This is a genomic window from Streptomyces triticirhizae (assembly GCF_003696235.1).
In the GTDB taxonomy this organism is placed as follows: Bacteria; Actinomycetota; Actinomycetes; order Streptomycetales; family Streptomycetaceae; genus Streptomyces; species Streptomyces triticirhizae.
In genome coordinates this window covers 1-23,651 of the sequence record NZ_RFFJ01000093.1, presented here as the reverse complement: position 1 = coordinate 23,651, position 23,651 = coordinate 1, and the positions used below count along the sequence as shown (strand labels likewise).

At 73.9% G+C, this 23,651-nt stretch carries 15 protein-coding genes and 1 pseudogene; all 16 read left to right on the top strand.

What is annotated here, in order from left to right:
• Positions 1–121 precede the first annotated feature (121 nt).
• The gene (locus tag EBN88_RS17085) at positions 122–1,987 is read left to right on the top strand and encodes an MBL fold metallo-hydrolase (protein ID WP_199742398.1); all 1,866 of its coding nucleotides are present in this window, start codon (positions 122–124) and stop codon (positions 1,985–1,987) included.
• Positions 1,984–3,885 carry an alpha-amylase family protein gene (locus tag EBN88_RS17080; RefSeq protein ID WP_122184755.1) on the top strand — a complete coding sequence of 634 codons (1,902 nt, stop codon included), beginning with the start codon at positions 1,984–1,986 and terminating at the stop codon, positions 3,883–3,885. The genes EBN88_RS17085 and EBN88_RS17080 overlap by 4 nt, the downstream gene beginning before the upstream one ends.
• Positions 3,882–4,910: a LacI family DNA-binding transcriptional regulator gene (locus EBN88_RS17075; protein ID WP_233580744.1), complete on the top strand. Its 1,029-nt coding sequence runs from the start codon at positions 3,882–3,884 to the stop codon at positions 4,908–4,910. Before EBN88_RS17080 ends, EBN88_RS17075 begins: the two co-directional genes overlap by 4 nt.
• A gap of 416 nt (positions 4,911–5,326) precedes the next feature.
• Positions 5,327–6,682, top strand: coding sequence for an extracellular solute-binding protein (locus EBN88_RS17070; RefSeq protein ID WP_122184753.1), 1,356 nt, complete (start codon positions 5,327–5,329; stop codon positions 6,680–6,682).
• Positions 6,683–6,690: 8 nt separating this feature from the next.
• A complete protein-coding gene (locus EBN88_RS17065; RefSeq protein WP_199742397.1) occupies positions 6,691–7,653 on the top strand; it encodes a carbohydrate ABC transporter permease in 963 nt (320 codons plus the stop codon).
• Positions 7,650–8,528, top strand: a complete 879-nt coding sequence (locus EBN88_RS17060; protein ID WP_122184752.1) for a carbohydrate ABC transporter permease — start codon at positions 7,650–7,652, stop codon at positions 8,526–8,528. The genes EBN88_RS17065 and EBN88_RS17060 overlap by 4 nt, the downstream gene beginning before the upstream one ends.
• On the top strand, positions 8,528–9,556 hold the full coding sequence (locus EBN88_RS17055; RefSeq protein ID WP_122184751.1) for an ROK family protein: 1,029 nt from the start codon (positions 8,528–8,530) through the stop codon (positions 9,554–9,556). The genes EBN88_RS17060 and EBN88_RS17055 overlap by 1 nt, the downstream gene beginning before the upstream one ends.
• Positions 9,557–9,620: 64 nt before the next feature.
• Entirely contained in the window at positions 9,621–10,229 is a 609-nt protein-coding gene (locus EBN88_RS17050) for a D-sedoheptulose-7-phosphate isomerase (protein WP_122184750.1), read from the top strand.
• On the top strand, positions 10,229–12,721 hold the full coding sequence (locus tag EBN88_RS17045) for an alpha-mannosidase (RefSeq protein WP_122184749.1): 2,493 nt from the start codon (positions 10,229–10,231) through the stop codon (positions 12,719–12,721). Before EBN88_RS17050 ends, EBN88_RS17045 begins: the two co-directional genes overlap by 1 nt.
• Positions 12,718–15,291 (top strand): glycoside hydrolase family 2 protein, encoded by a 2,574-nt coding sequence (locus tag EBN88_RS17040; RefSeq protein WP_122184748.1) that lies wholly within the window; start codon positions 12,718–12,720, stop codon positions 15,289–15,291. The genes EBN88_RS17045 and EBN88_RS17040 overlap by 4 nt, the downstream gene beginning before the upstream one ends.
• Complete coding sequence (locus EBN88_RS17035) at positions 15,272–17,359, top strand: hypothetical protein (RefSeq protein ID WP_122184747.1); 2,088 nt, start codon at positions 15,272–15,274, stop codon at positions 17,357–17,359. Before EBN88_RS17040 ends, EBN88_RS17035 begins: the two co-directional genes overlap by 20 nt.
• The gene (locus tag EBN88_RS17030; RefSeq protein ID WP_122184746.1) at positions 17,356–20,205 is read left to right on the top strand and encodes an FAD-dependent oxidoreductase; all 2,850 of its coding nucleotides are present in this window, start codon (positions 17,356–17,358) and stop codon (positions 20,203–20,205) included. The genes EBN88_RS17035 and EBN88_RS17030 overlap by 4 nt, the downstream gene beginning before the upstream one ends.
• On the top strand, positions 20,202–21,578 hold the full coding sequence (locus tag EBN88_RS17025) for an extracellular solute-binding protein (RefSeq protein WP_122184745.1): 1,377 nt from the start codon (positions 20,202–20,204) through the stop codon (positions 21,576–21,578). The genes EBN88_RS17030 and EBN88_RS17025 overlap by 4 nt, the downstream gene beginning before the upstream one ends.
• Positions 21,575–22,513 carry a carbohydrate ABC transporter permease gene (locus EBN88_RS17020; protein WP_122184744.1) on the top strand — a complete coding sequence of 313 codons (939 nt, stop codon included), beginning with the start codon at positions 21,575–21,577 and terminating at the stop codon, positions 22,511–22,513. The genes EBN88_RS17025 and EBN88_RS17020 overlap by 4 nt, the downstream gene beginning before the upstream one ends.
• Positions 22,513–23,370, top strand: coding sequence for a carbohydrate ABC transporter permease (locus EBN88_RS17015; protein ID WP_122184743.1), 858 nt, complete (start codon positions 22,513–22,515; stop codon positions 23,368–23,370). The genes EBN88_RS17020 and EBN88_RS17015 overlap by 1 nt, the downstream gene beginning before the upstream one ends.
• A pseudogene (locus EBN88_RS17010) lies at positions 23,367–23,651 on the top strand (hypothetical protein); the annotation flags it as partial. The gene EBN88_RS17015 and the pseudogene EBN88_RS17010, both read left to right, overlap by 4 nt.

The following is a 23,651-nucleotide window of genomic DNA, read 5'->3' as shown; positions in this document are numbered from 1 at the left end:
GGGCGCCCGCGCGGCCCCCTGGCGCCTCCGGGCGCCGCGCAGCGCCTTGTTGACGGACTCGCCGCGCGGATGACATCGTTCCCACCTGGGATCGTTCCCACAGGCCCCAGAAGGGACTTCCGTGCACGTCAACCCGGCCGCGTCGGCCGCCCCCACGCCCCTCGCCCCGGATGTCTTCCGCTTCGAGGACACCTGCAACGTCTATCTGCTCCGGCACGACCGCCGCGCGGTGTTGATCGACTTCGGGTACGGCGCGGTGCTGGACCACCTCGCCGACTTCGACGTGGACGAGGTCACGGACGTGCTGGTCACCCACCACCACCGGGACCAGGTGCAGGGCCTGGCCCGGGCGGTGGCCGCCGGGATCAGGGTGTGGGTGCCGCCGGTGGAACGGGAGTTGATCGCCGAGGTCGACGAGCACTGGCGGACGCGGCGCTTCGACAACGACTACGACGTCCGGCAGGACCGCTTCTCGCTGCTGGAGCAGGTCCCGGTGACCGGCACCGTCGACGAGTACCGCACCCGCCGCTACGGCCACGCCGAGATCCACACCCTGCCGTTGCCCGGCCACACCCCGGGCTCCGTCGGCTATCTGGTGACGGCCGGCGGGCGGCGGCTGGCGTTCGTCGGCGACCTGATCCACGGCGAGGGCCGGGTCTGGTCGCTGGCCGCGACCCAGTGGGCCTACACCGGCAGCCACGAGAACCACGGCAAGGAGGGCGTGGCCGCCACCATCCTCTCCACCATGAGACTGCTGGACACCGGCGCCGAGTCGCTGTTGCCCTCGCACGGCGCCCCGGTCACCGACCCGCCCACGGCCGTGGCGCGGCTGCGCGGGAAGCTGACCGAGCTGCTCCAGATGAACCGGCGCACCCCGTTCGACCCGGAGCGGATGCTCTACCGGCCGTGGACCGAGATCACCCCGCACCTGCTGCGCAACACCACCAGCATGGCCAACTCCTATGCCCTGCTGTCCGATTCGGGCACCGCGCTGCTGCTGGACTTCGGCTACGACCTGACCACGGGACTGCCGGGCGGCCAGGACCGGTCGGCGCGCCGCCCGCTGCTGGAGTCGATCACCGCGCTGCGCCGCGACCACGGGATCGACCGGGTTGAGGTGGCGTTGCCGACCCACTACCACGACGACCATGTGGCCGGGTTCAACCTGCTGCGCGAGGTGCACGGCACCGAGGTCTGGTCCCCGTCCCACATCGCCCCCGTGCTGGCCGCGCCGCGCCGCTTCGACCTGCCGTGCCTGTGGTACGACCCGATCCCGGTGGACCGCGAGCTGCCGGTGAACGGGAGCGTCCGCTGGCGCGAGTACGAGATCGGCGTCCACGACCTGCCGGGGCACACCCTCTACGCCGCCGCCTACGCGTTCACCGTGGACGGGCGGAAGGTGATCGCCACCGGCGACCAGCAGACCACCGAGTGGGAGCCGGGGTTGCGCCCGGAGATCCTCAACTACCAGTACCGCAACCGCTTCCGGATCGACGACTACACGCGCAGCGCCGAGCTGTACCGGGCGCTGCGGCCGGAGTTGATGATCAGCGGGCACTGGTTCCCGTTCGAGGTCAGCGACGCCTATCTGGACATGCTGCTGGAGAAGGGGCGGCAACTGGCCCGGCTGCACCGGGAGTTGCTGCCGGCCGAACTGGACCTGGGCGCCGAGGGGTTCGCCGCCAGGATCGGCCCCTACCGCCATGTCGCCCGCCCGGGCGAGACCATCCGCTACACGGTCGAGATCCGCAACCCGTTCCCGCACGAGGAGGCCGCCGAGGTGCGCCTGATCCTGCCCGCCGGCTGGCACGCCGAGCCGTCCGTCGTCCGTTCCGCCGTGCCGCCGGGGCGCGAGGCGAGCGTGGAGTTCGCCGTGCGCGTGCCGGCCGGCGCGCCGCGCGCCGAGCGGCTGCGGCTGGCGGCCGATCTGACCGTGGGCGCGCTGCGCCTCGGGCAGCAGGCCGAGGCCCTGGTGAGCGTCCGATGAGCGCGGGGGGAACGGGCGCCGGCGCCGCCACGGCGACGGCCGTCCGCCGGTTGCCGGACGGGCGGGTCGAGGTCGTGCGGCCGGGCTACCGGCTGACGGTGGCCGCCGACGGGCGGAACGCCGCGCTGGCCGGTCCCCAACTCGGCGCGCACCCGATGGTGTTGGAGCTGGCCGGCGCGCTGGACCGGACCGACGTCCGGGACGAGACCCTGGCGTTGGAGGTCGCCGAGCCCGAGTGGGCGGGCGAGGACCCGGTGGTGGTCGTGCGGCGCCGCTCCACCGCCTGGCGGCGGGCCGCGACCCGGATCGTCTGCGCGCCCGAGGGGCCCGAGCTGACCTGGGAGGTCGAGGGCGAGGGCCGGCTGGACGAGGTCGCGTTGGCCGTCACCAGGGCCGCGCTGGGCGGCAGGGTCGGCGGGCTGCTGCCCAGCGGCCACGCCTGGGGCACCCTGTTCACGCCCAACCCGGGGGCGCCCGCCCGGCTGCTGCGCGCCCCGGGGGAGAGCGCCGCGCTCGGCGTGACGGGCGGCTCGGGCGCGGGGCGCGGGCACTGGTTCTTCACGCCCTCGCCGCTCTGCCTGGCGTTCACCGAGGACCGGCTGCCGGACGACGCGGCGCCCGAAACCCCGGTCGAGCGGCCCTGGTTGGGCGTCGGCCTCGGCGCGCCGGTGCGCGAGCTGACGTTCCCTCAGATGCGCTACGTTCCGGCCGACGGCGGCTGGCACCTGGTCCTCGCCTACGAGGGACACACCGAGGTCGCCGGCGTCTTCCGCACCCCGACCCTCCAGCTCAGCCCCGGCCACCGGGACCCCTATGCCGCGCTCGCCGCGCACCGCGCCTGGCTGGAGGCGCGCGGCTTCGCGCCGGCGCGCAGGCCGGCGGGGGAGCGCGAACAGGGGCGTGAACGGGAGGCGCCCGCCTGGTGGTTCGAGCCGATGTTCTGCGGCTGGGGCGCCCAGGGCCACCGGGCCGCCGAGACCGGCCGGCCCGCGCCCGAGCTGTCCACCCGCGCCGAGTACGACCGCCACCTGGCCGCCCTCGCCGAGCAGGGCCTCGACCCGGGCACCGTGGTGATCGACGACAAGTGGCAGCGGCAGTATGCCCGTTGGGAGCCGGACGAGGAGCGCTGGCCCGACCTGAAGGGCTGGATCGCCCAACGCCACGCCGCCGGCCAACGCGTGCTGCTGTGGTGGCGGGCCTGGGCCAACGAGGGCGCGCCCGACGCGTTCTGCGTGCGCACGCCCGAAGGCCGGCCCGTGGTGCTGGACCCGAGCCACCCGGGCGCGGCGGCGCTGCTGCGGGAGAACATCCACCGGATGCTGTCGCCCGAGGGGCTCGACGCGGACGGGCTGAAGATCGACTTCACCGCCGACACCCCGACCGGACACGGCCTGACCGCCCACGGCCCGGGCTGGGGGATGGCCCTGCTGTACGATCAACTCGCCCTGATCCACGGGGCGGCGAAGGAGGCCAGGAAGGACGCGCTGGTGGTGACCCACACCCCGCATCCGGCGTTCGCCGAGGTGACCGACATGATCCGGCTGAACGACATGCTGCGGCTGGACGACCCCGAGCCCGACGCCCGCATCGTCCCGCAGATGCGCTACCGGGCCGCCGTGGTCCGCGCGGCCTGCCCCGACCTCCCCGTCGACACCGACGACTGGTGCGCGCCCGACCTGGCGCAGTGGCGCGAATACACCGCGATCAAGGACGAGTTGGGCGTGCCCGCGCTCTATCTGAGCACCCATGTGGACCGCACCGGCGAGCCGTTGACCGATGCCGACTACGCGGCGCTGCGCGCCCAGTGGGCCCGCTGGCGCGCCCGCACCCGGCGCGCCGAGCGTGCCCGGCAGCCGGTGCGGGAGACGGCGCGGCCGGGGGAGGGGGCGAGGCCGTGAGTTCGCCGGGAAACGGGCGCCGCCGGCGGACCCGGGTCACGCTGCGGCAGGTCGCGGAGGAGGTCGGCACCTCCCAGTCCACCGCCTCCCGCGCGCTGGCCGGCCACGGCTATGTCGCCGAGGACCTCAAGGCGCGGGTGCTGGAGGCCGCCGCCCGGCTCGGCTATGTCCCCGACATCTCGGCCCGCACCCTCAAGGGGCAGGCCAGCGGCCTGATCGGGCTGCTCGTCTCCGACCTGCGCAACCAGTTCTACGCCCAACTCGCCGCCGGCGTCGAGCAGACGGTGGCGGCGGCCGGGCACCAGGTGGTGCTGGTCGACGACCACGGCGAGTCGGAGCACGCGGCGCGCGCCGCCCGCGCGTTCCTGGCGATGCGCGCCGACGGCGTGCTGCTGGCGCCCACCGGGCGCGAGGCCACCGAGCTGCTGGTGGAGCACGGCACGCCGGTGGTGGAGGTGGACCGCCGTTCGGGGGCGCGGAGTTGTGACGCGGTCACCATCGACAGCGAGGCCGGCGCCCGGGCCGCCGTGGAGCACCTGCTCCAGCTCGGGCACCGCAGGATCGCCGTCGTGGTCGACGAGACGATGTGGGACACCGGCAAGAACCGGCTCAAGGGCTACCGCGCCGCGCACCGCGAGGCCGGCGTCCCGCTGTCCCGCCGGCTGGTGCTCAACCTGGGCCTGCGCCCGGACGATCCGCAGCGGGACGTGGCGGCCTTCCTGGACGCCAACCCGGACGTCACCGCCGTCTTCGCCGCCAACAACGTGATGGCGGAGGCGGTGTGGCAGGAGTTCAAGCGGCGCGGCGCCGAGGTGCCGGGCCGCTACTCGATGGTCTCCTTCGACGACCTGACCTGGATGCGGGTGGTGGAGCCCGGCCTGACGGCGGTGCGGCAGCCCGTCTACGAGATGGGCAGCCGGGCCGCCGAGCTGCTGCTGGAACGGATCGCGGGCGGCACCGAGCGGACCGCGACCCGCACCCTGGACCCGACCCTGGTGCTGAGGGGCTCAACGGCCCGCCCCTGACCCGATAACCCCCCTTTCTCATACGGGAGTTCGCTGCCCCGGCCGACGGCGCCTGGCGCGACTCCCGCCGTTGGCGTGCCCATCCGCGCCCAGGTCCGGGCCGTCGAACGAAGCCGCAGGTCAGAGCCGTGTAGCGCGGGCCGTCGACGGCGTGTGCGCGGCCGGAACACCTTATTTCGCACCGGCTATTGACGGCCCGCACCGCATATGACTACGTTCTCACATGGGAACGATGCCATATGCGGAACAGCGCGTGGAACGGGCCAAGTAAGCCCGTCTGAGCTGCCATTTCACGCATCCGCCGAGCCACGCTCGCGCCCCGAACGCTTCCCTGTCTCCGTCCTCTGTCCCCCTGTCCATCGCGTCCGTCCACGTTCATCACCGTCCATCCGCCACCGGCTCAAGGGAGAGTGACCATGGCGGCACCACCACGAAGGCGCTTCCGACGAAGCGCCAGCCTCGCCGCCGCGAGCACCGGGCTGCTGACCCTCGCCGCCTGCGGCGGGATCAGCTTCGCCGACGACTCCGACACGTTCGTCACCATGGGCTTCGGCGCCGGCGACGCGCTCGGCACCGTCCGCCTGGAGCGCGCCACGGAGGCCGTCGCACCGCTCGATGTCCAGGTCAACGAGGGCCAGTTCGACGAGCAGCAGTTCCTCTCGGCCGTCGCCGCCGACGACCCGCCGTCCGTGGTCCGCATGGACCGCGCGCTGATCGGCGGCTACGCGGCGCGCGGCGCCCTGATGCCGCTGACCGAGTGCGTCGACCAGCAGGGCATCGACCTCGACGAGTACCGCCCCGGCGCCATCGACGAGGCCACGCTGGACGGCACCCTCTACGGGCTGCCCGACTCGTACGACAACCGCGTGCTCCTGGTCAACCGCGAGGTGGTCGCCGAGGCCACCGGCTCCGACACGGTGGACACCTCCGACTGGGCCGGCCTGATGGACTTCGCCGAGAGCCTCCAGACCCGGGACGGCGCGCGGCTGACCAGGATCGGATTCGACCCCAAGATCCCCGAGTTCTTCCCGCTCTGGGTGGAGGCCAACGGCGGCCAGCTCATCAGCGAGGACGGCCGCACCGCCCGGCTCGACAGCCCCGAGGTCGTCGAGGCCCTTGAGTACGCGGTCTCGCTCATCGACGCCCAGGGCGGCTGGGGACGCTTCAAGGCGCTGCGCGACTCCTTCGACCAGTTCGGCGCCAACAACCAGATCGCCAGGGACCAGGTCGGCGCCTACCCCATGGAGGACTGGTACGTGAACGTCCTCGCGGGCACCTCGCCCGACGTGGACCTGGGCACCCAGCCGTTCCTCGACCGCGAGGGCGAGCCCATCAACTATGTCTCCGGGCTGAGTTGGGCCATCCCCAAGGGCAGCCCGCACATTGATGAGGCGTGCCAGTTCATTGCCACCATGACCTCGGCCGAGAGCTGGGTCGAGGCGGCCCGCGCCAAGGCCGAGGAGGTCCGCGCGACCGGCGCCCCCTACACCGGCGACTACACCGGCAACCGGGAGGCCGACCGGATCATCGAGAACGAGATCTGGGAGCCCACCGGCAACGACGCCTTCGACGAGGCGACCCGCCAGCTGTACGCGGTGCAGGACGACTCGTTCTCCGTGCCGGCCAACGCCGCCGGGACCGAGTTCCGCAAGGCGTGGCAGTCCGCCGTCAACCGGGTGCTCTCCGGGGACCAGGAGCCCGAGGAGGCGCTGCGCCAGGCGCAGGACCTCGCCCAGACCGCCCTGGACATCGCCAACCAGGGAGAGGAGTGAGCCGGGCCATGAGCGACCCCGCGACCCTCGCCGGCACCGGCCGGCGGGCCAGGACCCGCCGCTGGATGGCCTCCTGGCGCAACCGGGACACCCGCGCCGCCTACCTGTTCATCCTCCCCTGGCTGGTCGGCTTCGCGCTGCTGACGGCCGGACCGATGATCGCCAGCTTCGTGCTGTCGTTCACCAACTACGACGGCATCGGCCCGACGAAGAACGTCGGCTTCGACAACTACCGCCAGCTCTTCGACGACCCGTCCGTGGCCACCTCCATGATGAACACGCTGGTGTTCACCGCCCTGCGGGTGCCGCTGTCGATGGCGCTCGCCCTCGCGCTGGCCATGCTGCTGCTCCGCGTCACCCGGGGCTCCGGCTTCTTCCGCACCGTCTTCTACCTGCCGGTGATGACGCCATCGGTCGCCGTCGGCATCCTCTTCCTGCTGCTGTTCAACGGCAACGTCGGCGTGATCAACCGGGCGTTGGAGTTCGTCGGCATCACCGGACCCAGCTGGACCACGGACGGCAGCTGGGTCAAGCCGGGCCTGGTGCTCACCACGCTGTGGGCGCTCGGCGGCACCGTGGTGATCTACCTCGCCGCGCTGAAGAACGTGCCGCAGGAGCTGTACGAGGCGTCCGAACTCGACGGCGCGGGCCGGTGGACCTCGTTCGTCAACGTGACGCTGCCGCAGATATCCGGCGCCCTGTTCTTCACGCTGATCGTCAACACCATCGCCTCGCTCCAGACGTTCACCGAGGCGTACACCGCCTTCTACGGCACCGCCAACACCCAGACCTACAGCAGCGACGCGGCGCTGTTCTATGTCGTCTACCTGTTCCAACAGGCGTTCCAGTTCATGCACATGGGCTATGCCTCCGCGCTCTCCTGGCTGCTGTTCCTGGTGATCCTCGTCATCACCCTCGTCCAGGCCAGGCTCAGCAAGCGCTTCGTCTACTACGAGGGGGAAGCCCGATGAGCAGAACAGTCGCCGAACGCGACACCGTCGCCGCCAGCCGCCGCACCTCGGGGCCGATCGCGCGCACGCTGCGCCTGCTGGCCCTGCTGGGCGCCACCGTGATCTTCGTCTACCCGTTCTTCTGGCTGATCAGCGCCTCGCTCAAGCCGTCCGAGTCGGTCTTCGACAACTCGCTGCTGCCCTCGGACTGGCAGTTCGAGAACTACCGCGAGATCTGGACGGCGGTCCCGCTGGGCACCTGGGTGCTCAACAGCGTCACCGTCACCCTGGCGGCCGCCGTCGCCGTGACGATCTCCAGCGCGCTGGTCGCCTTCGGCTTCGCCTACTTCCGCTTCCCCGGGCGCAACCTGCTCTTCGGCCTGGTCATCGCGACGATGATGCTGCCGGCCGTGGTGCTGATGGTGCCGCAGTACCTGGTGTGGAACTCGCTCCACCTGGCCAGCAGCCAGGTCCCGCTGTGGGCGCCGAACCTCTTCGGCTCCGCGTTCTACATCTTCCTGCTGCGCCAGTTCTTCCTCGGGCTGCCGCGCGAACTCTTCGACGCGGCGCGGATCGACGGCGCCAACTACTGGACGATGTTCTACCGGATCGCGGTGCCGCTGTGCCGGCCCGCGCTGGTGGTCACGTTCGTCTTCGAGGTGCAGGCCGCCTGGACCGACCTCATCCGGCCGCTGATCTATCTGCGGGACCCGGACCTCTTCACCGTGCCGCGCGGACTGAAGGCCGTACTCGACCAGTTCGGCGAGGGCGGCGAGCTGCGGTGGGAGATCGTCTGCGCCGCGAGCGTGGTCGTCACCGTGCCGATGATCGTCGTCTTCCTCATCTGCCAGCGGCAGTTCACCTCGGGCATCGCGACAACAGGACGGAAGGGTTGATGACGCACCACCACGAGGCCGTCGGGCCGGTCCTCGCGCTCGACATCGGAGGCACCAAGCTGGCGGCTGGCGTCGTCGGCCCGGACGGCGAGACGCTCTCGTTCGCCCGGTGCCCCACCGGTGTCCAGGACGGGCCCGACGCCGTGCTCAAGCGGCTGTTCGACCTCGGCCACGCCGTGCTGGGCACGGCCGGGGTCGACGCCGGGCGGCTGCTGGGCACGGGCATCGGCTGTGGCGGCCCGCTGGACGCCACCACCGGTGTGCTGCTGGCACCACCGCACCTGCCGGGCTGGACGAACGTGCCGGTGGTCCAACGGGCCGCCGACGCCTTCGGGTTGCCCGCCGTGCTGGACAACGACGGCACGGCCGGCGCCGCCGGCGAGTGGCGCTTCGGCGTGGGCCGGGGCAGCCGCGACCTGATCTACCTCACGGTCTCCACCGGCATCGGCGGCGGCCTCGTCATCGACGGCCGCACCTATCGGGGCGCCGCCGGCAACGGCGGCGAGCCTGGTCATGTCACCGTCCGCGCCGCCGACGCGCGCCGCTGCCACAGCTGCGGCCGGATCGGGTGCCTGGAGGCGTACGCCTCCGGCACGTCGATCGCCGAACGGGCCGTCGCCGCCGTCGCCTCGGCGACGGCGGCGGGCCGGGAGACCGCCCTGGCCGGGCGGGAGCCGCTGACGGCGGCCGACGTCTCGGCCGAGGCGCGGGCCGGGGACCCGGTGGCGGTCGAGGTCTGGGACGAGACCGTCGAGATCCTGGCCGGCGGGCTGACGTCGCTGGTCAACGCGTTCGAGCCCGAGCTGGTCGTGCTCGGCGGCGGCGTCACCCGCGCGGGTGAGCTGCTGATGGCGCCGCTGCGCGAGCGGGTCGCCGCGCAGGCGATGGGGCCGGCCGCGTCGGCCGTCCGCCTGATCACCGCCACCGGCGGCGACCAGGCGGGCGTCCTGGGCGCGGCGGCCATCGCGTTCGAGAGGTTGCACCGGCCGGCCGCGGCCGGCAGGGCCGGCCGGGCCACCCCGCCCTGAGCCGGGCCGGCCAGGCCACCCCGGCACCACAGACCATCCGTAAGAAGAACTCCGTTGGAGATCCATGTCCGTCCCGCCCGAGCACCAGCTCGCCGACCATCTGGCCACCGCCGAACGCACCCGGGCACTGCTGCCCGAGTTGATGACCGTCGCCAACCGACTGATCGACGTCTACGCCGGCGACGGGCGGCTCTACACCTTCGGCAACGGCGGCAGCGCCGCCGACGCCCAGCACCTCGCGGGCGAGCTGATCGGCCGCTACCTGCGGGAACGCCGCCCCCTCGCCGCCGTCTCGCTGGTCACCGACCCCTCGGTGATCTCCTGCGTCGGCAACGACTACTCCTTCGACGAGGTCTTCGCGCGTCAGGTGCGGGCCCTCGCTCGACCTGGTGACATGGTCATCGGGTTCACCACCTCGGGACGGTCGACCAACGTGGTGCGGGGCCTGGCCGCCGCCCGTGCCGCCGGCGCCGTCACCGTGCTCTTCGGCGGCGGCACCGAGGGCGGCCGGCCCGCCGCCGACCATGCCGACCACGCGCTGATCGTCCCCGAGACGGCCACCGCCCGCGTTCAGGAGATGCACCTGACGCTGCTCCACCTGCTCAGCGAGCAGGTGGACGCCTGGGCCAAGACCACCGACCACGAGCCGCAGCAGTTGGAGAACCACACCTGATGAGCACCAGCCCCGCCACCCCCGAGCCCGGCAGGGCCGACAAGCCCGGCTCCCGGCAGCGCACCCTGCACCTCGTCGGCAACGCCCACATCGACGCCGTCTGGCTGTGGCGCTGGCCCGAGGGACTCCAGGAGATCCGCGCCACCTTCCAGTCGGCCGTCGACCGCATGGAGGAGTACCCCGACTTCGTGTTCACCTGTGACTCCGTGATGTACCTGGAGTGGATCGAGCGCCACGACCCGGAGCTGTTCGAGACCATCCGCCGCCGCGTCGCCGAGGGCCGGTTCCGGATCATCGGCGGCTGGTGGGTCGAGCCCGACTGCAACGTCCCCTCCGGCGAGTCCTTCGTCCGCCAGGCCCTCTACGGGCAGCGCTACCTGCTGGAGAAGTTCGGCCGGATCGCCACCGCCGGCAGCAACCTCGACCCGTTCGGGCACAACGCGATGCTGCCGCAGCTGCTGCGCAAGGCCGGCCTGGACAGCTACCTCTTCCTGCGTCCTGGGCCGCACGAACAGTCCCTGCCCGGGCAGTTCTTCCACTGGGAGTCGCCCGACGGCTCCCGGGTGCTGGCCTACCGGCTGCCCAACGAGTACTGCGCGCCCGGCGCCGACATCGGGCACCACCTCGACAAGGCCATCGGCCTCATGCCCGACGACGAGCCCGAGCTGATGGTCTTCTACGGCGTCGGCAACCACGGCGGCGGCCCCACCAAGGCCAACCTCGACAGCATCCGCCGCCTCGACGAACTCGGCGGCCTGCCCAGGCTCCAGCTCAGCCACCCCGAGGCGTTCTACGAGACGATCAGGGACCGCGAGGACATACCGGTCCACGTCGGGGAACTCCAACACCACGGCCCCGGCTGCTACTCCGCGCACTCCGGCATCAAGGCGTGGAACCGGCGCGCCGAGAACGAGCTGCAACGCGCCGAGAAGTGGGCGACCATCGCCTCCGTCGTCGCCGAACAGCCCTACCCGCACTGGGAGTTCGCCGAGGCGTGGAAGCTGGTGCTGTTCAACCAGTTCCACGACATCCTCGCCGGCACCGCCATCCGCTCCGCCTACGACGACGCCCGCGACGACTACGGCCGGGCCCGTTCGCTGGCCGCCGAGACGTTCAACAACGCCGTCCAGGCCGTCGCCCGCCGCATCGACATCCCGCAGCGGGACGGCACCGAGCCGCTCGTCGTGTTCAACCCGCACCCGTGGGAGCTGCGCGCCGACGTCGAGTTCGAGCACGCGCGGGCCGCCGTCTCCCGCCTCACCGACGACACCGGCGCCGAGGTGCCCGTCCAGCTGACCCGCTCCGAGTCCATCATGGCCGGCAACCGGGGCCGGCTGGCGTTCCGCGCCCAGGTCCCGCCGATGGGCCACCGCGTCTACCACCTGCTGCCCGGCGGCAACCCCGGGGCCGGCGTCGAGGGCGCCGTCAAGGCCACCGACACCAGCCTGGAGAACGAGCACCTGCGGCTGGTCGTCGACCCGGCCACCGGCTGGCTGTCGTCCCTCTACGACAAGGACACCGGCGCGGAGCTGCTGCCCGAGCGCCCCGGCGCGCACGCCGTGGTGATCAACGACTCCTCCGACACCTGGGGCCACCGGGTCCGCGCCTACGACCGGGTCGCCGGGCACTTCGAGTGCCGCCGCGTGTTCCTCGTCGAACAGGGCCCGGTGCGCGCGGTGTTGCGGATCGAGAGCCGCTACGGGAACTCCACCCTCGACGAGGAGCTGGTGCTGTCCGCCGGCTCCGCCCAGGTCGAGGTCCGCACCCGCGTCAACTGGCAGGAGCAGCTCAAGGCGCTCAAGCTCCGCTTCCCGACGGCGCTCTCCGAGGTCACCGCGACCCACGAGATCCCCTACGGCCACCTGGAGCGCGTGCCCGACGGCGCCGAGGAGCCCACCCAGGCGTGGGTGGACGTCACCGGCACCCTGCCCGACGGCCGGCGCGCCGGGCTGACCGTCGCCAACGACAGCAAGCACGGCCACGACGTGGTCGACGGCGAGATCGGCATGACCGCGCTGCGCAGCCCCGCCTACGCCTGGCACGAGCCGCGGCAGCTCGACCCGGACGGCTCCTACGAGTACCTCGACCAGGGCATTCAGGAGTTCCGTTCGCTGCTGATCCCGCACGGCGGCGACTGGCGCGCCGCCGACCCGGTGCGCCGGGCCGCCGAGCTGAACCAGCCGGCGTTCTCCCTGCTGGAGTCCTTCCACGCCGGCCCGCTGGCGCAGCGCGCCGCGCACGCCGACGACGGCGCCGGCGGCGTGCTGGTCACCGTCGTCAAGGAGGACGAGGACGGCACCGGCGACCTGGTGGTGCGCGCGGTGGAGTCCGCCGGTCGCGCCAGCCGGGCGGTCATCGCGCTGCCGATGCTCGCGGGTCGCGTGATCGAGGCCGAGTTCGGGCCGAGCGAGATCAAGACCTTCCGGGTGCCGCGCGACGGCCAGCGGCCGGTCGTCGAGACCGACCTGCTGGAGAGGCCCGGCCAGGCGTGACCCGTTCCACCCGCCCGCTGACCGAGGGCTGGCAGGTCAGGCCCTGCCTCGGCGACACCTGGCGCTGGCTCGCCGGGCCCGGCCGTCCCACGGACGAGCCGGGCTGGCTGCCGGCCCGGGTGCCCGGCGCGGTGCTCGACGACGCGCACCGCGCCGGGCTGGTCGCCGACCCGTTCGTGGCGGACCAGAGCCTGGCCGCCGAGTGGGTCCCGCAGCGGACCTGGCTCTACCGGCTCCCGCTGACGGGCGTTCAACTGGCGGCGGGTGAACGGGCGTTGCTCCGCTTCGACGGGGTGGACCACGACGCGACGGTGCTGGTCGACGGCGAGGAGGTGGCCGGCCACAGCGGGATGTTCGTGCCCTTCGAGGTCGATGTCACGCACTGGCTGGCCGACGGCGACCGCCACCTGCTGGCGGTCGCCGTCCACCCCGCGCCGGCCAACGAGCCGCAGGTCGGCCGCACCGACCGGGTCACCGTCCACAAGGCGCGGATGGACTACGGCTGGGACTTCTGCCCCCGGATGCCGCACCAGGGCATCTGGAAGCCGGTCACCCTGCGGGTGGAGGGCCCGCTGGCGCTGGGCGAGGTGTCCGTCGCGGCGGAGGCGACCGGCGAGGTCACCGTCGAGGTGAGGCACCGGTGGGCGGGTGGACATCCACGGCGACCCGCCACCGGCCGGCTGACCGTCGAACTCCTCGACCCCGACGGCAGGTTGGCGGCCACGCGCGAAGCCCCCGTGACAAGCGCCGGGGCCGACCGGCCGACCACCGTCCCCCTCAACGTCCCCGACCCGCGACTCTGGACCGTCAACGGCCTCGGCCCCCAACCCCTCTACACCGTCCGCACCACCCTCACCGGCGTCGACGGCGAACCCCTGGGCCAGCGCAGCGTCACCACCGGGTTCCGGCGGGTGCGGATGGTCGCCAACCCGGGCGCGCCGGACGGCGCCGTGCCCTACACGCTGGAGGTCAACGGCCGCCGCGTCTATGCCAAGGGCTGGAACTGGGTTCCGCTGGACGCCCGTTACGGCGTGCCGCGCCCCGAGAAGCTGGCGCACCTCCTCCAACTCGCCGCCGACGCCGGCGTCAACCTGCTCCGCGTGTGGGGCGGAGGGCTGCTGGAGAGCGAGGAGTTCTACCGGCGCTGCGACGAACTGGGCCTGCTGGTCTGGCAGGAGTTCAGCCTCTCCAGCTCCGGCATCGACAGCGTGCCTTCTCACGACCCCGCCTATCTGGCCCTGTTGGAGCGCGAGGCGCACGCCATCGTGCCCGCGCTGCGCCACCACCCGTCGCTCGCCCTGTGGGGCCCGGGCAACGAACTCCACCACACCGTGACGGCCACCCCGCTGGACGAGTCCACCTCGCCCGCCGTCGCCACGCTCGCCGCCGTGGTGCGGCAACGCGACCCGGACCGCGTGTGGTTGCCGGGATCGCCGGCCGGCCGCGCGTTCCTCAACCGGCTCGACCTGATCGAGGCCGACCCCGACGCCCAACACGATGTGCACGGCCCGTGGGAACACCAGGGACTCGGCGCACAGCAGCGGCTCTACGACGCCGGAACCTGCCTGCTGCACAGCGAGTTCGGCGTGGAGGGCATGGCCAACCGCCGCGCCTGGAACGCGGTGGTGCCCGCCGACCGGCAGTGGCCCACCGGCCGCGACAACCCGCTGATGGAACACCTCGGCGCCTGGTGGAACAACACCCCGCTGGTGCTGGCCGCGTTCGGCGGCCGGCCCGCCGACCCTGACACCGTGCGGCGCGCCAGCCGGCAGCTCCAGCACGACGGGCTGCGCTATGCCGTCGAGGCCAACCTCCGTCGCGCGCCGAGGAGTTCGGGAACGCTGCCCTGGCAGTTCGACGAGCCGTTCCCCAACGCCTGGTGCACCAGCGCCGTGGACCACCTCGGCGAGCCCAAGTCGGCCTACTACGCGGTGCGTCGGGCCTACCGGGACGCGCATGTGTGCGCCCGGTTCGCCACCCAGGCATGGGCCGGCCGCGAACGCTTCGAGGCAGAGCTGTGGTCCTGGGAACGGGACGGCGCCACCTCCGGCGCCACCGTCCGCGCCCGCGTCCTGACCCTGGACGGAACGGCGGTCGCCGAGGTCCGCCACCCGGCGGGCCGCCCCGCCGCCGGCCCCGCCAGCACGGTGCCGGCCGCGCCCGCCGGGCGGATCTCCGTTCCCCTGGCGGAACTTGGCGGCGAGCCGCTGTTCCTGCTGGACCTCGCGCTGCTCGACGCGGAGGGCCGCCCGTTGGCCACCGCCCGCTGGACGCACAGTGCGACCGCCGACCTGGCCCCGCTGCTGGACGTTCCGCCGGCCGACGTCACCGCCGAGCCGACCGGCGACGCCGTGCGGCTGGCGCACGCCGGCGGGCCGGCCGCGCTCGGCCTGTGGCTGGCCGACGACCGGCCGGCCGACGCCGCCGGCTGGGCCGTGCTCGGCGACAACCTGATCGATCTGCTGCCCGGCGAGTCCGTTCGGGTGCCCCTGGAGTGGCGCGCCGCCCCCGAGGCCGGCCGCTGCCTACGACTGGAAGGGTGGAACGTTCGTGCCCGCCGCCTCGCCTGACCCCGCCACCGTCACCGACCCCGCCGACCCCGCCGACCCGACCGGCCCCGGCCTCGCGCTGCGCGACCCGGCCGCCGGCGAGGCCGTGCTCCCCTGGCTGGTGGGCCTGATGGTCGAGGACGGCCGCTGCCTGCCCGTCCCCGTCGAGCGGCGCCGCGACCTGCCCAACGGCGGGCTCCAACTCGAAGGCTCCGCCCACGGGTTCACCGCCCGGCTGCGGCTGGCCACCGGCGCCACCGGCCGCCGCGCCGAGCTGACCGTCCGCCGCGAAGCGCCGACCCCGGCCGACGCCGGCCTCCGCGTCGAGCTGCGGCTCGGCCCCACCGACGACCCCGGCTGGCTGATCCCCGGCGCGTTCTACGGCCAGAACCGGCTGCCCGACTGCGCCCGCCCCTACCCCCGCTACCAGGCCGGCACCCACGACCCCGAGGGCATGGTCGCCGACGCCTGGTCGCTGCGCGCCGACCGCTGCGCCACCCCCGCCGTCTTCGCCCGCGACCCGAGCGGCGGCGCCGCACTCGCCTGCGCCGAGGTCGGCCAACTCGGCCCGCAGGGCGTCGGGTTGGCGCTGGTGGAGGGCGGCAGGCCGGCGCTGCGGCTGCACGCCCCCTACCGCGAGGAGCCCGTCTCCTACTACGGCTCCGCCACCCCGCTGCCGCCCGACACCCCGCTCCACCGCTGGGCGCCGGGGGAGGAGCGGACGGTGGCGTTCACCGTTCACCTGCTGGACGCCGACCCGCACGCCTACGCGCCCGTGCTCCGCGAGCTGGCCGACGCCGCCGCCTGGGAGGGCCCGGCCGAGCCGGCCGCCTGGGTCGGCCTGGCCGAGGCGGCCGAGCTGACCGCCCACGGGCTGCACCGCTGGCACTATCGCGCCGACCCGCCGGTGCTGCTGGAGACCGCCGCCTTCGACCGGGAGGCGCTCGGCGCGGCCGGCGACCGGCAGGCCATGCACGTCTCCTGGATCAGCGGCACCCCCTACGCCCACGCGCTGCTCGTCCACGCCCGCCGCGTCGGCGACGCCGAACAGGCGGCGGCGGCCGTGGCCGTGCTCGACCACATCGCCCAACACCGCACGCCCGCCGGCACGTTCTGGGGCCAGTGGACCGAGAGCGGCGGCTGGGGCGCCGGCTGGACCGGCGACCGGCAGCGGCTGCACTCCCGCACCCTGGGCGACGCCACCCTCTTCCTGCTGCGCGCCCTGCTCGCCGAGCGCGCCCTGGGCCACGACCACCCCGCGTGGGAACGCGCGGTCCGCGCCAACCTCGCGGTCGCCGCCGCCGGCGCCGACCCCGCCAGCGGCCGGCTGGCCGCCGCCCACCACACCGACACCGGCGCCGCCCTCTCGCACCGGGGCAGCGCCGGCCTGGCCTGGATCGCGCCGCTCGTCGAGGCGGCCGAGGCGTTCGACGAACCCGACCTGCTGGCCGTCGCCCGCCGCGCCGGCGCCGCCTACGCGGCGGACGTCCACGGCGAGTTCCTGTGCGGTGCGCCCGAGGACGTCTCCCTCGCCCCGACCTCCGAGGACGGCTACAACGCGGTCATCGCCTACACGCTGCTCCACGAGGCCGGCATCCCGGACAACGCCGAACAAGGTCAACGGGACGGCCGCTGGCTGGAGTTGGCGCGACGGGCCGCCGAGTGGACGCTGACCTTCCGCTACTCCTACGACGTGCGCTTCGACCCGCACACCGTGCTCGCCCGGTACGGCTTCCGCACCCGGGGCCTGGACCAGGCGTCGCCCTCCAACCAGCACCTGCACGCCTTCGGCCTGGTCTGCCTCCCGGAGTGGGTCCGGCTGGCCCGCCACCTCGACGACCCGGCGCTGCTGCGCTCCGCGCGGGAGAACCTCGACGCCTGCCGCCAGTTCGTCGCCCGCGCCGACGGCGACTTCAACGCCTACCGGGGCATGGTCACCGAGCGCTTCTACCAGACGGACTGCTTCCAGGCGAAGGGCATGGTCCTCACCCTCTCCCACGCCTGGACGGTGGGCCTGCTGCTCTACGCCTGCGAAGTGGCCCTGAGCCTCCCGGAGTTCGCCGACGAGGCGAAGGGAGCGGCGGCATGAACGAGGCGCTGCCGGTGTGGGGCGAGGCGGACGTGGCGGTGGTCGGCGGCTCGCTGGCCGGCGTCGCCGCCGCCGTCGCCCAGGCCAGGGCGGGCCGGCGGGTGCTGCTCACCGACCCCGGCTTCGCCCTGGGCGCCGAGCTGACCGCCGCCAACCGGCCCTGGGTGACGGCGGGTTCGGTGCCCGAGCCGCTGGCCGGGCTGGTCGGGGATCACGTGCCGGCCGGCACGCCGGTGCCGCTGCGGCCGGCGGCGGTGAAGCTGGCCCTGGAGGACGCGGTGCTGTCCGCCGGCGGACAACTGCTGTATGGCGTGCGGTGGTTGGGCACCACGCTGGACGGTGCGGTGTTCGCTGGCAAGTCCGGGCGGGGCGTGGTGCGGTGCGGCGGGCTGCTGAACGCGGGGCGCGGGCCGCGCGAGGGGCGGGTGTGGAGCGTCGAGTTCACCGGGGTGGGGGGCGCTGCCGCTGGGCTTTCCGGGACGCACGGGCTCGCGGGCCCGGGCGGCGTGCGGCTGGTGGACGGGTGCCGGGGGCCGGGGCATGTGTATGCGCTGGTGAACGTGGCGGAGGGGAACCGGCGGGCGGCTCTGGTGGAGGCGACGCGGCCGCTGCGGGAGCATCCCGGCTTCGCCGGGGCCGAGGTGGGCGCGGTGGGGACGGTGCCGCTGGCCGGGGGCGCGGTCCCCGCGTGGGCGCAACGGGAGGACGGCGTCTGGGAGTTGGGGGGTGGGGCGGCTGCCGTGGACGGGGACGACCTCGTTGATGCCGGGGAACTGTGGTCGGTGGGCTCTCTCCCACCCGCCCACCCTTCCCCGCCCCCGGCGGCCCCGGCCTGCCCGTCCGTCGCCCGCACCCTCAGGACCGACGTACTCGTCGTCGGGGGCGGGACCAGCGGGGCCTCGGCCGCGCTCGGGGCGGCCCGGGCCGGCGCCGAGACCGTGCTGGTCGAGGCGGGCCCGGGGCCCGGCGGCACCGGAACGCACGGCGGGGTGCACAGCTACTGGTTCGGCCGCCGCGCCGGCCACGCCGCCGAGATCCAACGGCTGACCCGCGAGACCCACCGCGCCCTCGGGCTGCGCCACGGCGGCGTCGGCCGCTGGAACATCGAGGCCAAGTCCCTCGCCCTGCACCGCGCCCTACGCCGCGCCGGCGTTCAACTCCACTACGAGGCACAGGCGTTCGACGTCATCAAGGACGGCGACCGGGTCGTGGGCGCGGTGTTCGCCGACGCCGAGGGGCACACGTTCGCCGTCCGCGCCCGCGTCGTGGTGGACGCCACCGGGGACGCCGACCTCGCGGCCTGGGCCGGCGCGCCCTGCGCCTACGGCGCGGCCGACACCCACACCGTGATGTGGTCGGCCCTGGCCCGCTTCGACACCCCGTCGAGCACCGTCAACAGCTTCGGCGGGCTGGCCGACCACACCGACGTCCAGGACACCACCCGCGCCGTGCTGGCCGCCCGCCGCCGCGCCCCCGGGGCGCACGACCACGCGGCGCTGCCGGTGGCCAGGGAGACCCGGCACCTGGCGGGCCAGGTCACGCTCACCCTCACCGACCAACTCATCGGGCGCCGCTGGCCCGACGCCGTCACCGTGCACTTCTCCAACCACGACCTGAAGGGCAAGGGCGAGGCCCTCTGGCCCCAACTCGGCCTGATCCCGCCCAACCTGGAGATCGACGTCCCCTACCGCGCCCTGTTGCCGAGGAACGTCACCGGGCTGCTGGTCACCGGCAAGGCGATCTCGGCCACCCACGACGCGCTGCCCGCGCTGCGGATGCAGGCCGACCTGGAGAACCTGGGCGAGGTCACCGGCCTCGCCGCCGCCCGCTGCGCCGCCGGGGACGTTCCCCCGCACCGGCTCGATGTCGCCGCGCTCCAGGCGGAGTTGGAACGGCGCGGCCGGCTGCCGGCCCGGCGGCCCGCGCCCCGGGTCCCGCCCACGCCGGCGCTGGTCGAGGAGCTGGGCCGGCGGCTGCCGCTGCACTCCTACTCCGACATGGGGCGGCGCGAGGTGTTCCGGGGCGTCATCCCGTTCGTCCATCTCGCGCTCGACCAACGCCCCGCGACCACCGAGGCGTTGACGGCCGCCCTCGACCGGGCCACCGGCCAACTCCGCACCGTGCTGGCGCAGCTGCTCGTGCTGCACGGCCAACGCGCCGGCGCCGACGTCCTGGTGGCCGAGCTGACCGAGACCCTCGCCGGGCCCGCGCTGCCGCCGCGCACCTCCGCGATCCGAGAGGCCCAACTCCCGCCGGACCAGTCCGCGATGCCCGACCCCTGCTATCTGCTGCACACCCTGGCCCTCGCCCGCGACCCGAGGGCGATCCCGCTGTGGGAGCGCGTCGCCGCGCTCCTCGACGCCGAGGAGGCGGCCTTCCGTGACCCGGCCGCCGCCCCGTTCAGCTGGGTGGACGCCGTCTGCGCCGGGGCCGAGCGGCTCGGCGACCCGGCCGCCGTCCCCGCCCTGACCGCGCTCCGCGACCGGCCCGCCCTGCACGGCCAGTGGCGCACCGGAGGCGTCGAACCCGACGACCTCCAGGAGCGCCGCGCCCTGCTGGAGCTGGCCATCGCCCGGGCGCTCGCCGCCTGCGGCAGCCCACGCGGCCACCGGACGCTTGTCGCCTATCTGGCCGACAACCGCGCCCTGTTGGCCGCCCAGGCCCACACCCGCCTGACCCTGCTCACCGGCGTCGACCACGGCGCCGACCGCGCGGCCTGGCTGGCCCACCTCGCACGCGAGGACCCGCCCGCACCCCGGCCCCTGCCGTCCGCGCACGACCCGCACCGCCACGACACCCCCGCGTTGATCCCTTCGCGGGATCCCGCTCAGGGAGCACTCCCATGACCACCCCCCGCACCCGCCCCCGCGCGGCGCTGCTCGGCCTCGGCCTGCTGCTGGCCGTCGCCACCGGCTGCGCCGGGCCCTCGGGCGACGGCGACGCGCTCAAGGTCGCCTACCCCTTCTGGGGCGAGGACGACATCCTGCACCGTCAGATGCGGCGCACCGCCCAGGAGTACGAGCAGGCCCACCCGGGCCGCGAGGTCGAGCTGATCCCCGTGCCCGACCAGCGCGGCAACTTCGCCACCAAGATCGAGCTGATGCAGCGGTCCGCCGCCAGCGCGCCCGACGTGGTCTTCCAGGACACCGTGATGACCAACGCCGACGCCCAGGCCGGCTATCTGCGGCCCATCGACGAGGAGTTGGCCGACTGGCCGGACTGGGAGCAGTTCGACGACACCGCCCGCCAGGCCACCCGCGCCGCCGACGGCCACACCTACGGCGTGCTGACCGGCACCGACGTGCGGGCCGTCTTCTACGACAAGCGGCTCTTCGCCGAGGCCGGGCTGCCCACCGACTGGCAACCCCGCGACTGGGACGACATCGTCGAGGCCGGCCGCGCCATCGAGAACGCCACGGCGGACCGCGAGGGAACGTCCGACGAGGTCATCCCGATCAACGTCTACGCCACCAAGTCGCTCGGCGAAACCACCACCATGCAGGGCCTGTTGATGCTGCTCTACGGCACCGACGACGGCTTCTACGACCCTGAGGACGACCTGTTCGCCGGCGACACCCCCGGGCTGAGGGACAGCCTGGGCTTCGTCGACACCGTCTTCGCCGAGGGGCTCGGCCCCAGCGAGGGCGAGGCGTACAACCCGAACTTCGGCAACCTCCTCAGCTCCGAGCTGCTGCCGCAGGGCCGCGTCGGCATCGCCATCGGCGAGGGCTCCTGGACGCCCAAGAACTGGCTGCCCGGCGGCGGTTCGCCCTGGCCCGAGTGGACCGAACACCTGGGCGTCGCCGCCATGCCCACCCAGCACGGGCAGGCGCCCGGCCGGATCAGCCTCTCCGGCGGCTGGATGCTGTCGGTCAGCGCGCACAGCCAACAGCCCGACGCCGCCTTCGACTTCGTCACCCGGGCCGCCGACCGGGACAACGCCCTGGAGTTCGCCGTGGAGAACGCCCAGCTCGCGGTCCGGCACGACGTCGCCGCTGACCCCGCCTACCTGGATGCCCTGCCCACCAACCGGTTCTTCACCGACCTGCTCCAGGACACCGCGTTCCGGCCGACCGTGGTCGACTACCTCCAGGCCAGTGGCTGGGCGCAGATCGCCATGGAGGCGGTGCTCACCGGCACCGACCCGGCCGACGCCGCCGAGGAGTACGCGGCCGGGCTCCGCTCCGACCTGGGCGAGGACCGGGTGAGGCGGTCATGAGCACCACGCCACCGGTCCGGCCGCGCCTCGACGCCGAGGCGCCCAAGTCCCCGGCGGGCGGGGCCCGTTACCGCCGTTCCGCAGGGCGGCTCGTGCCGCTGCTGCCGGCCGCGCTGCTGCTGGCCGTCTTCTTCCTCGGCCCGGTGCTGTGGTCGGTCTACGCCGCGTTCACCGACGCCGCGCTGACCGGGCCGACGGCCCGCGACGCCAACTTCGTCGGCCTGCGGAACTTCACCCGCCTCTTCGGCGACGACCGCTTCGCCTGGGCGATCTGGGCCACCGTGATCTTCGCCGTCGCCTCCGGCATCGTCGGCCAGAACGGGCTCGGCCTGACCCTGGCGCTGCTGCTGCGCGGCCGGGCCCGCTGGCTGCGGAACGTCATCGGCGTGCTGCTCGTCGGCGCCTGGGTGCTGCCGGAGATCGTCGCCGGCTTCACCCTCTACGCCTTCTTCACCGCCGACGGCAGCCTCGACGCCGTGCTCACCGGGCTCCACCTGCCGAGCCCCGACTGGCTCGTCGAACACCCCATGCTGACCGTGGTGTTGGCGAACATCTGGCGCGGCACCGCGTTCTCCTGGATGGTCTACACGGCCGCCCTCGACGAGATCCCACAGGAGATCGAGGACGCGGCGGCCACCGACGGCGCCGACGGCTGGCGGCGGCTGGTCTTCGTCACCCTGCCGCTGATCCGGCGGGCCATGCTCACCAACCTGATGGTGGTCACCCTCCAGACCCTCGCCGTCTTCACGCTGATCTTCGTCCTCACCGGCGGCGGCCCGTCCGGCGCCACCGAGACCGTGCCGCTGTACATGTACCAGCAGGCGTTCCGGTTCTTCCAGCTCGGGCAGGGCACCGCGATCGCGCTGGTGCTGCTCGCGATCGGCGGCCTGTTCTCCCTGCTCTATCTGCGCGTCCTGAAGCCGGAGGTCGACTGATGGCCCTCGTTCGTTCCGGCGGCCTCTCCGTCGCCTCGCCCCGCCGCCGCACCAGCTCCTTCCTCGTCCACCTGGTGCTGCTGGGCGTGGCGCTCTGCTTCGCCGCCCCGTTCGCCTGGCTGCTGCTGGCCTCGGTGGACGCCGACGCCGGGCCCGACGCGCGGCTGCCCGACTGGACGGCCGGCAACTTCGAGGCCGTGCTGGACTGGGAGACCAGCATCCGGCCCATCGTCAACAGCCTGCTGCTGTGTGGCGGCGCCGCCGTCGTCAACATGGTGGTGGCGGTGCTGGCGGCCTATCCGCTCTCCCGGCACCGGCTGCGGTTCAAGCGGCCGTTCCTCTACACGCTGCTCTTCGCCACCGGCCTGCCGATCACCGCGATCATGGTCCCGGTCTACGAGATGTTCGTGCGGCTGGAACTGGTCGACTCGCTGCCCGCCACCGCGCTGTTCCTGGCCACCGCGACGCTGCCGTTCTCGATCTGGCTCACCAAGGGCTTCATGGACGGCGTCCCGGTCAGCCTGGAGGAGGCCGCCTGGACCGACGGCGCCTCCTCGTTCACCGCGCTCCGCCGCGTCGTGCTGCCGCTGATGGCGCCGGGCATGGCGGTGGTGGCGGTCTTCACCTTCATCGGCGCCTGGGGCAACTTCCTCATCCCGTTCGTGCTGCTCCAGTCCCCGGAGAAGGAGCCGGCGGCCGTCGGCCTCTACACCTTCTTCGGGCAGTACGGCACCGTCGCCTACGGCCAGCTCGCGGCGTTCTCGGTGCTGTACTCGCTGCCGGCGGTGCTGCTCTACGTGGTGGTCTCCCGCCGGATGGCGCGCGGCTTCAACCTGGGCGGGGGGATCAAGGGGTGAACGCGCCGGCGGTGTGCTTCGCGGGCCTGGACCTCGGCACCACCACGACCAAGGCCGTGCTGTGCGACCCGGCCGGCCGGGTCCTGGGCCGCGCCGAACGCCCCACGCCGCTGGGGGAGTTCGACGCCGGGCGGCTGGTGGACGGCGCGCTGGACGCGCTGGCCGAGGCGCTGGCCGGGCGGGCCCCGGCGGCCGTCGGCGTCACCGGGATGGCCGAGACCGGCGTCCCGCTGGACGCCGACGGCGAACCCTGCGGCCCGCTGCTGGCCTGGCCCGACCCG

Excerpts from the sequence above, each read along its gene's own strand:
- EBN88_RS17020 (WP_122184744.1), top strand. The coding sequence starts at position 21,575 with ATGAGCACCACGCCACCGGTCCGGCCGCGCCTCGACGCCGAGGCGCCC.
- EBN88_RS17030 (WP_122184746.1), top strand. The coding sequence starts at position 17,356 with ATGAACGAGGCGCTGCCGGTGTGGGGCGAGGCGGACGTGGCGGTGGTC.
- EBN88_RS17055 (WP_122184751.1), top strand. The coding sequence starts at position 8,528 with ATGACGCACCACCACGAGGCCGTCGGGCCGGTCCTCGCGCTCGACATC.
- EBN88_RS17015 (WP_122184743.1), top strand. The coding sequence starts at position 22,513 with ATGGCCCTCGTTCGTTCCGGCGGCCTCTCCGTCGCCTCGCCCCGCCGC.
- EBN88_RS17025 (WP_122184745.1), top strand. The coding sequence starts at position 20,202 with ATGACCACCCCCCGCACCCGCCCCCGCGCGGCGCTGCTCGGCCTCGGC.
- EBN88_RS17070 (WP_122184753.1), top strand. The coding sequence starts at position 5,327 with ATGGCGGCACCACCACGAAGGCGCTTCCGACGAAGCGCCAGCCTCGCC.
- EBN88_RS17050 (WP_122184750.1), top strand. The coding sequence starts at position 9,621 with ATGTCCGTCCCGCCCGAGCACCAGCTCGCCGACCATCTGGCCACCGCC.
- EBN88_RS17080 (WP_122184755.1), top strand. The coding sequence starts at position 1,984 with ATGAGCGCGGGGGGAACGGGCGCCGGCGCCGCCACGGCGACGGCCGTC.
- EBN88_RS17065 (WP_199742397.1), top strand. The coding sequence starts at position 6,691 with ATGAGCGACCCCGCGACCCTCGCCGGCACCGGCCGGCGGGCCAGGACC.
- EBN88_RS17060 (WP_122184752.1), top strand. The coding sequence starts at position 7,650 with ATGAGCAGAACAGTCGCCGAACGCGACACCGTCGCCGCCAGCCGCCGC.
- EBN88_RS17045 (WP_122184749.1), top strand. The coding sequence starts at position 10,229 with ATGAGCACCAGCCCCGCCACCCCCGAGCCCGGCAGGGCCGACAAGCCC.